This window comes from Nocardia ninae NBRC 108245, from assembly GCF_007990755.1.
Taxonomy (GTDB): Bacteria; Actinomycetota; Actinomycetes; order Mycobacteriales; family Mycobacteriaceae; genus Nocardia; species Nocardia ninae.
Map to the genome: position 1 here is coordinate 121,495 of NZ_BJXA01000019.1, position 6,065 is coordinate 127,559.

The window sequence follows — 6,065 nt, forward strand, 5'->3', positions numbered from 1 at the left end:
CCGTCCACGCCAGCCACCCAGGTTCGCACCCCCTCGCGGTTGACCTACGTTAGGAGCCACGTCATGAATCACCTTTTATCCATTAACTTTTCGGTGAGTAGCCGAGTCGGACTGACACATACGGTCCGCCGCCGCCGGTCTATGGGTCGTCGTCGAGACCGGGGCAGGTTCGGCGTCTGTTTCCGTGTCAGGCAGCGTTATCAAACCTGGCTCTCGTTGTGCGATAGAGCGTGGCGATGAGCGCCGATACGCGGCGGCGGGCTTGGGCGCTGTTGTCGCGGGCGGCGTGGGGTCCATGCCGTCCCCTGCTGAGGCTGATCGCCGAGGTGAGTGTGGAGCAGGCCGCTGCCGCGGTGGCGGCAGGTGATGTGCCGATCGCCATCGACCGTCGGGTTCTCGAGCGTGGCAGCAGCTTTGATGCCACAGCGCGGGATCTTGAACGCTTGGATCGTCTCGGTGGCCGTCTGATCACTCCCGACGATGACGAGTGGCCGACCGATCTTCTGCGCGCGTTCGATACTGGCTGCGATGATGCGGAGTTCGTTGCGCCGGTGGCGTTGTGGGCTCGTGGTCCGCTGTCGTTGCGTGCGGCGACCGGTCAGGCGATGGCGGTCATCGGGGCGCGGGCGAGCACCTACTACGGTGATCGCGTCACCCGCGAACTCACCACCGAGTTGGCTGTGCGGGGTTGGACCATTGTCTCGGGTGCCGCGTTCGGTATCGACGGCATTGCTCATCGTGCCGCGCTCGCTGCTGGTTCCGCGACTATCGCGGTGCTCGCGTGCGGGGTCGATCTGGCCTATCCGCTCGGTCATGCGCGGCTGCTTGCCCAGATCGCCGAGTCGGGGCTGGTTCTGAGCGAATACCCCCTCGCGGCAACACCACATCCGCAACAGTTCCTGGCACGCAACCGGCTCACCGCCGGGCTCTCGGCCGCAGTGATCGCCACCGAAGCCGGGCTGCGCAGCGGCACCACCAACACCGTCAGGTGGGCCAATCAGCTGCAGCGTCCGGCATTGGCGGTGCCGGGACCGGTCACTTCAGCGGCATCGGCGGGCTGTCATCGCATGATCGCTGACGGCCGTGCCCGTCTGGCGACATGCGTCGAGGACGTCCTCGACGCGGTGGCCCTCTCGCCAACCCCGAGCCCAGGGGCCAGAAACGGTGGACCTTTGGCTGCTGAGGGAGGTGTTCGATGAGCCGGGCGGTTGCGTGGTCGGTCACGTTGGCAGTTGGCAGGTCAGGTGGCGGTGCCGTTCCCAGTAACAGCCTCACTCGATAACACCTCGCCTGCAGGCATCGGGCACACGGATTTGGCTCCGGAGTGCCGGGATCGGGTACGGGCTGCGTTGCTCAACAGCGGCGAGCTTTGGCCTCAGTCCTCGGTACGTCTGTCGATCGCCGATGTCTCAGAGCCTGCCGGGATCGCGGATCTGGCTGCGGCGGTGTCGATCCTGGCGGTGTCCGGGGAATTTCGTTCAGTTCCGCTGGCCAGGATCATGTTTGTCGCTGAGCTGGGTCTGGATGGTTCGCTGCGTTCGGTGCAGGGGACCTGGGCGGCGTTGGATGCCGGGGCGCCACTGGGAATCACCTACGCCGTCGTCCCGCACATTCAGCTGCCTGAGTTCGGCGCGTCGACCGGAGTCACGGTTCTCGGCGCACCGACGCTCAGTGCAGTGCTTGCCTGGCTGCGCGGCACACACGCACTGCCGTGCGCAGGCACCCATCAATGGGACTTGTAGAGCCGCATTTCGGTCTTCCTCGATCGCAGTGAGCCAGGCCGCGGTGATCCCCGAGCTTTCGCTGATCGAAGAACATATGACCGGAATTCGGTTGTCCTGCAAGCGAATCAGCTGCCTTTCAACGCATTCGTGACGTCTGAATCTCTGTCACATCCTTCTCCTGGAAAGGTTTCCTATGTCCAATCCCCTGTTTGTTCGTCATGCCGACTTCGGCGACATGATCGCGCTGCTGCAACAACAGCAAGCCAACAAGGTCGATGTCGTCGCACCAGCGGCGTCGATACGGGCCCGCGACGGCATGTTCGAACTGTCCGGTGTGCCACCGGTCATCGATGACCGCGGTGTCACCGATGTGGCCGGGCTCTATCGACCGACGGTGGCGGCCGAGTCCCAGGTCGGGACCAAACTCAAAATCCCGGTGGGGTTCCTGCGTTGGCTGCGGGAGGAAAAACGGCTCGATCTCTACGACAGCAACGTCAACGGTCTGCTGCACGGCCCGCACGGCGCTGATGTCGCACCCGATCCTGAGGACAAGTCGTTTCTGTTGCGGCTGTTCACGTCCGGGAACCCGAACCGCCCTGGTGTGCTGCGGGCGTTGTTGTCGACGCGCTACGGCATCGTCGACAACCTCGACCTGCTCACCGCAGTGATGGACGGTATCCGCCAGGTCGATGTCGATGTCACGATCCGCTCGTGTGATCTGAGCGAGTCCTCGATGCACTGCAAGGTGTACTCACCGCAAGTCTCCGCGTTGGCGCCGCACTTTTTGGCCAACTACCGCAGCCCGTTCACCAATCCCGACCTCGAAGCCGAACGCCAACGGGTGGCCGATGATTTGGATCGGTGGCGACCGATCGCCGCCCGTGCAGGCATGGGTCATGACCTCGGCGACGAGCCGGTCGTTGTCGCTGGGTTCCGGTTCTCCAACTCCGAAACCGGCCACCACGCCATCACCTTGAAACCAGAGCTGGTGATCCAGGTCTGCCGCAACGGAATGACGCTGCCGCTGCTCGCCTACCGCAAGAACCACATCGGCGAAAAGCTCGACACCGGCACCGTGACGTGGTCGCAGGACACCTACCGCAAAGAGCTCGCGGTCATCACCGCCAAGACCCGCGACAAGGTCAGCGAATGGCTGTCCCAGGACTTCCTCAACGCCCGCGTCGACGAACTCGAAGCCCAAGCCGGAACCCCGGTCACCCAGCCGGACAAGACAATCGAGGTCCTGGCCAAGAAGTTGGGGTTCACCGAGACCGAACGCACCGGCATCCTGTCGCACTTCATCGCCGGCGGCCAACTCACCGCCGCCGGGATCGCCAACTCCGTCACCAGCTACAGCCAAACCGTGCCCGACCCCGACCGCGCCGACACCCTCGACGATCTCGCCCTACACGCCATGAGCCTGGTCTGAAAACCATTACGGACCAACATTTTTCAACCATCACCACACAGGAGGTAACACCGATGACCGACACCATCACCCGCGAGGACTTCGACCGCCGAGCCCACTTCGGTGACGCCGGACCCACATCCGTACTCGATGAGGCGGAACTGGCCCGGTGGCGCAAGCAACATCCGGACTGGAAGGGCAAATTCTGGTCCTACCTCCCCGTCGGCGACGAGGACCACCTGCTGCGTGTGCAGCCGGTCAACGTCGCCACCCGCCCCAAGGCCCGGCGATGAACCGCCACCCGCGCCTGCTCGCTCGCGAGCAACGTGCACGTCGACGGCGCGCACGGCGACGGATCCTCGGGGCGGCACTGCCCAGCGCAGCCCAGGTGATCACCCTCAGCTCCCACGCGCTCAGCACTGTCACCGACAGTGATCCCGAAATATTGCGTCTGATACGGGATTTGGCTGCCATCGGCTGGCACAGCCACTACGCCGACTATCCGGGTTTACCGCCTGATGCCGCAGTCGCGGCAGACGATTCAGAGTTCACTCACCAAGCGTTGCTGGTCGGGCTCGATCGTCACCTTCGTCACCGGCTTTCCCATCGCCAGCGTCGACGGGTGAAGGTGCACACCGAACCACTGGCCATGGTCATCGACCGGCTCGTCTGCCTCGCCATCACCCACAACGTCCTCGCAGTCGCTGGCGATAGCCACAGCGGAGTCCGCGAGCTCGACACCGCACTGGCCGACCTCGCGCTCGGCTACGACCAATTGGTTGCCGACCTCGTCACCGGACGACGACGCCAACCACGTTTCGCCATCAGCCGCGCCATCTGAACATCCCCACCACCCCACCGAGGTAGGCACCGGACAGGTCGTAACTGCCCGGTGCCTACCTCTTTCACGATAGGAGCACCGAACAATGACCACCACCATCGACACACCAAAGGGCACCGACCCCGGCGACAACACCGACCTTCCACCCGAAGCCCAGCCGGTGGCCACACCGTCCGACATCACCGATTCGACCGTGCCCGCCCCCGCTGTCGAAGCGGGGTTCATGGATCCGAACGACCTCGTGATAGCCGAGAACGTCCGGCTCACGTTCAACCTCGATGACCATCCCAAATACACGGCGTCGATCGGCGAGCGCGGCGTGTTGTTGCCGATCAAGGCAGAGCGGATGCCCGACGGCACTATCGAGGTCCGCGACGGCCAACTGCGGACCCTGATCGCGCTGACACTCGGGCTGACGCGGATACCGGTATGGATCACCACCGCCGTTGCCCCTGGAACCCCTGAGGCCGAGATCACGCGCATCAGCGATCAGATCACGGTCAATGATCGCCGTATCCCTCTCACCGATGGTGATCGTGCCGCAGGGATCGCTCAGATGCTCGACTTCGGTGCCTCGGTCACCCGGGTCGCGCGGGAGCTGCAAACCGATCGCGAGGAGGTCAAACTCGCCGGGAAGGTCGGCCAGTCCGAAACCGCCCGACGCACGGTCGATGAGCACCAGCTCGACTTCGAGCAAGCCGCCATCCTCGCCGAGTACGACGTCGTCGGCGACACCGAGGCGGTGCAGCATCTGCTCAACACCCCACGCGGCATGTTCGCCTACGAAGCGCGCCGCATCGCCAACCGTCTCGAGGAACGCCGCAAACTCTTGCAGGCGTCACTGCCCTATGCCGCAGCTGGATTCACCATCCTCACCGAGGACCCCGATCCCGATCGTGCGGATTCGAAGTTCATTCCCGCCAGCCAGTTGTTCACCACCGACGATCAGCCCGTCAGCTTGGCTCGGATTCAGGCCGAGCCCCAGCGGTGGGCGGTCTATTGCGACCTTCTGGAAGATGTCGCGACCCTAGACCGCGAAACCGGCGAGCCGGTGGACCCCGACACGGTGGACTGGGCCACCGAACGCTATCCCGATGCGACACCGGCCGACGGAATGCGCCACGCACGCGAGGTCGAACAACACGACCTGTGGGACGCCATCTACTACCTGCCCATCGACCAACTCGACGCCACCGGCCTGCACGAATTCATCGACACCCCCGAACCCGATGACACCGTCCCCGACAGTGATGAGGGAACTGATTTCGACCCGATCGCGGACCCACACGTCGGACCCGATCCCGACGCCACAGAGCGCGCAGCCGCGGCTGCCCAAGAACGTGCCGAAGCACGCGCCCGTGCCGAGGAACAACGGCGCCAACACGAGCTCGCCGAGCATCGCGCAACTGAGCTCGACAAACTCGGCAAGGCCGCGATGGAAGCACGGCGCGAGTTCCTGCAGAAGCTGCTGTCGCGCAACAACGACCCGCCGCAACAGGCGTCCTCGTTTGTCCTCAAGTCGGTGATCATCGAGCCCGGCCTGCTCGACAGCCACGACGCCATGGTCCTGGCGATGGAGCTCCTAGGCGTCCAAGGGTGGCGATCGGAGTTGCTGAGCAGTCTGGACAACGCTCGACCGCCGCGCTGCCGCGTCGTGCTCCTGGCACTGGTACTCGCCGCGCACGAACAACGCACCGGCAAGAAGGCCTGGCGCTACAACGACCCACGAGCCCAGCGCTACCTGCGATTCCTCGCCGAGATCGGCCACACCCTCACCCCGATCGAACAAGTCGCCGTCGGTGACCGCGGCCCCGACACCATCGAAATCTGAACCACCCCTCCACACATGCAGCGGCGCGCACCCACCCACGGCGCGCGCCGCTGCATCACATTCCACCCAATTCCCAAAGGAGGATCCCGTGCCCGCGGCCAACCCGTTGCGTGAGGCTGCCCTGCAGGCCGCCGCCCGCGGCTGGCATGTCTTCCCGCTGCGCCCCAACGCCAAAACTCCGGCCCTCCAAGGCTCGTGGCAGGGCCATGCCACCACCGACCCCGACCAGATCCGTCAGTGGTGGAATACCAAACCCAGACG

At 64.7% G+C, this 6,065-nt stretch carries 7 protein-coding genes; all 7 read left to right on the forward strand.

Annotated features, from left to right (window positions below):
- Nucleotides 1-236: 236 nt before the first annotated feature.
- Nucleotides 237-1,199, forward strand: a complete 963-nt coding sequence (gene dprA, locus NN4_RS16560) for a DNA-processing protein DprA (RefSeq protein ID WP_147131680.1) — start codon at nt 237-239, stop codon at nt 1,197-1,199.
- A gap of 51 nt (nt 1,200-1,250) precedes the next feature.
- Complete coding sequence (locus NN4_RS16565; protein WP_186818476.1) at nt 1,251-1,742, forward strand: magnesium chelatase domain-containing protein; 492 nt, start codon at nt 1,251-1,253, stop codon at nt 1,740-1,742.
- A gap of 175 nt (nt 1,743-1,917) precedes the next feature.
- A complete protein-coding gene (locus tag NN4_RS16570; RefSeq protein WP_147131687.1) occupies nt 1,918-3,153 on the forward strand; it encodes a hypothetical protein in 1,236 nt (411 codons plus the stop codon).
- 53 nt (nt 3,154-3,206) lie between these two features.
- Complete coding sequence (locus tag NN4_RS16575; RefSeq protein ID WP_147131690.1) at nt 3,207-3,425, forward strand: hypothetical protein; 219 nt, start codon at nt 3,207-3,209, stop codon at nt 3,423-3,425.
- Nucleotides 3,422-3,973 (forward strand): DUF4254 domain-containing protein, encoded by a 552-nt coding sequence (locus tag NN4_RS16580; protein WP_147131693.1) that lies wholly within the window; start codon nt 3,422-3,424, stop codon nt 3,971-3,973. The genes NN4_RS16575 and NN4_RS16580 overlap by 4 nt, the downstream gene beginning before the upstream one ends.
- An 85-nt stretch (nt 3,974-4,058) precedes the next feature.
- Nucleotides 4,059-5,804 carry a ParB/RepB/Spo0J family partition protein gene (locus tag NN4_RS16585; RefSeq protein WP_147131696.1) on the forward strand — a complete coding sequence of 582 codons (1,746 nt, stop codon included), beginning with the start codon at nt 4,059-4,061 and terminating at the stop codon, nt 5,802-5,804.
- Between the two features lie 88 nt (nt 5,805-5,892).
- Nucleotides 5,893-6,065: bifunctional DNA primase/polymerase (locus NN4_RS46930; protein ID WP_371865663.1), on the forward strand; the 173-nt coding region annotated here is incomplete at its 3' end.

What these genes read in the sequence shown, in the direction of transcription:
- dprA (WP_147131680.1), top strand. Translation starts at nt 237, where the DNA reads ATGAGCGCCGATACGCGGCGGCGGGCTTGGGCGCTGTTGTCGCGGGCG.
- NN4_RS16570 (WP_147131687.1), top strand. Translation starts at nt 1,918, where the DNA reads ATGTCCAATCCCCTGTTTGTTCGTCATGCCGACTTCGGCGACATGATC.
- NN4_RS16575 (WP_147131690.1), top strand. Translation starts at nt 3,207, where the DNA reads ATGACCGACACCATCACCCGCGAGGACTTCGACCGCCGAGCCCACTTC.
- NN4_RS16580 (WP_147131693.1), top strand. Translation starts at nt 3,422, where the DNA reads ATGAACCGCCACCCGCGCCTGCTCGCTCGCGAGCAACGTGCACGTCGA.
- NN4_RS16585 (WP_147131696.1), top strand. Translation starts at nt 4,059, where the DNA reads ATGACCACCACCATCGACACACCAAAGGGCACCGACCCCGGCGACAAC.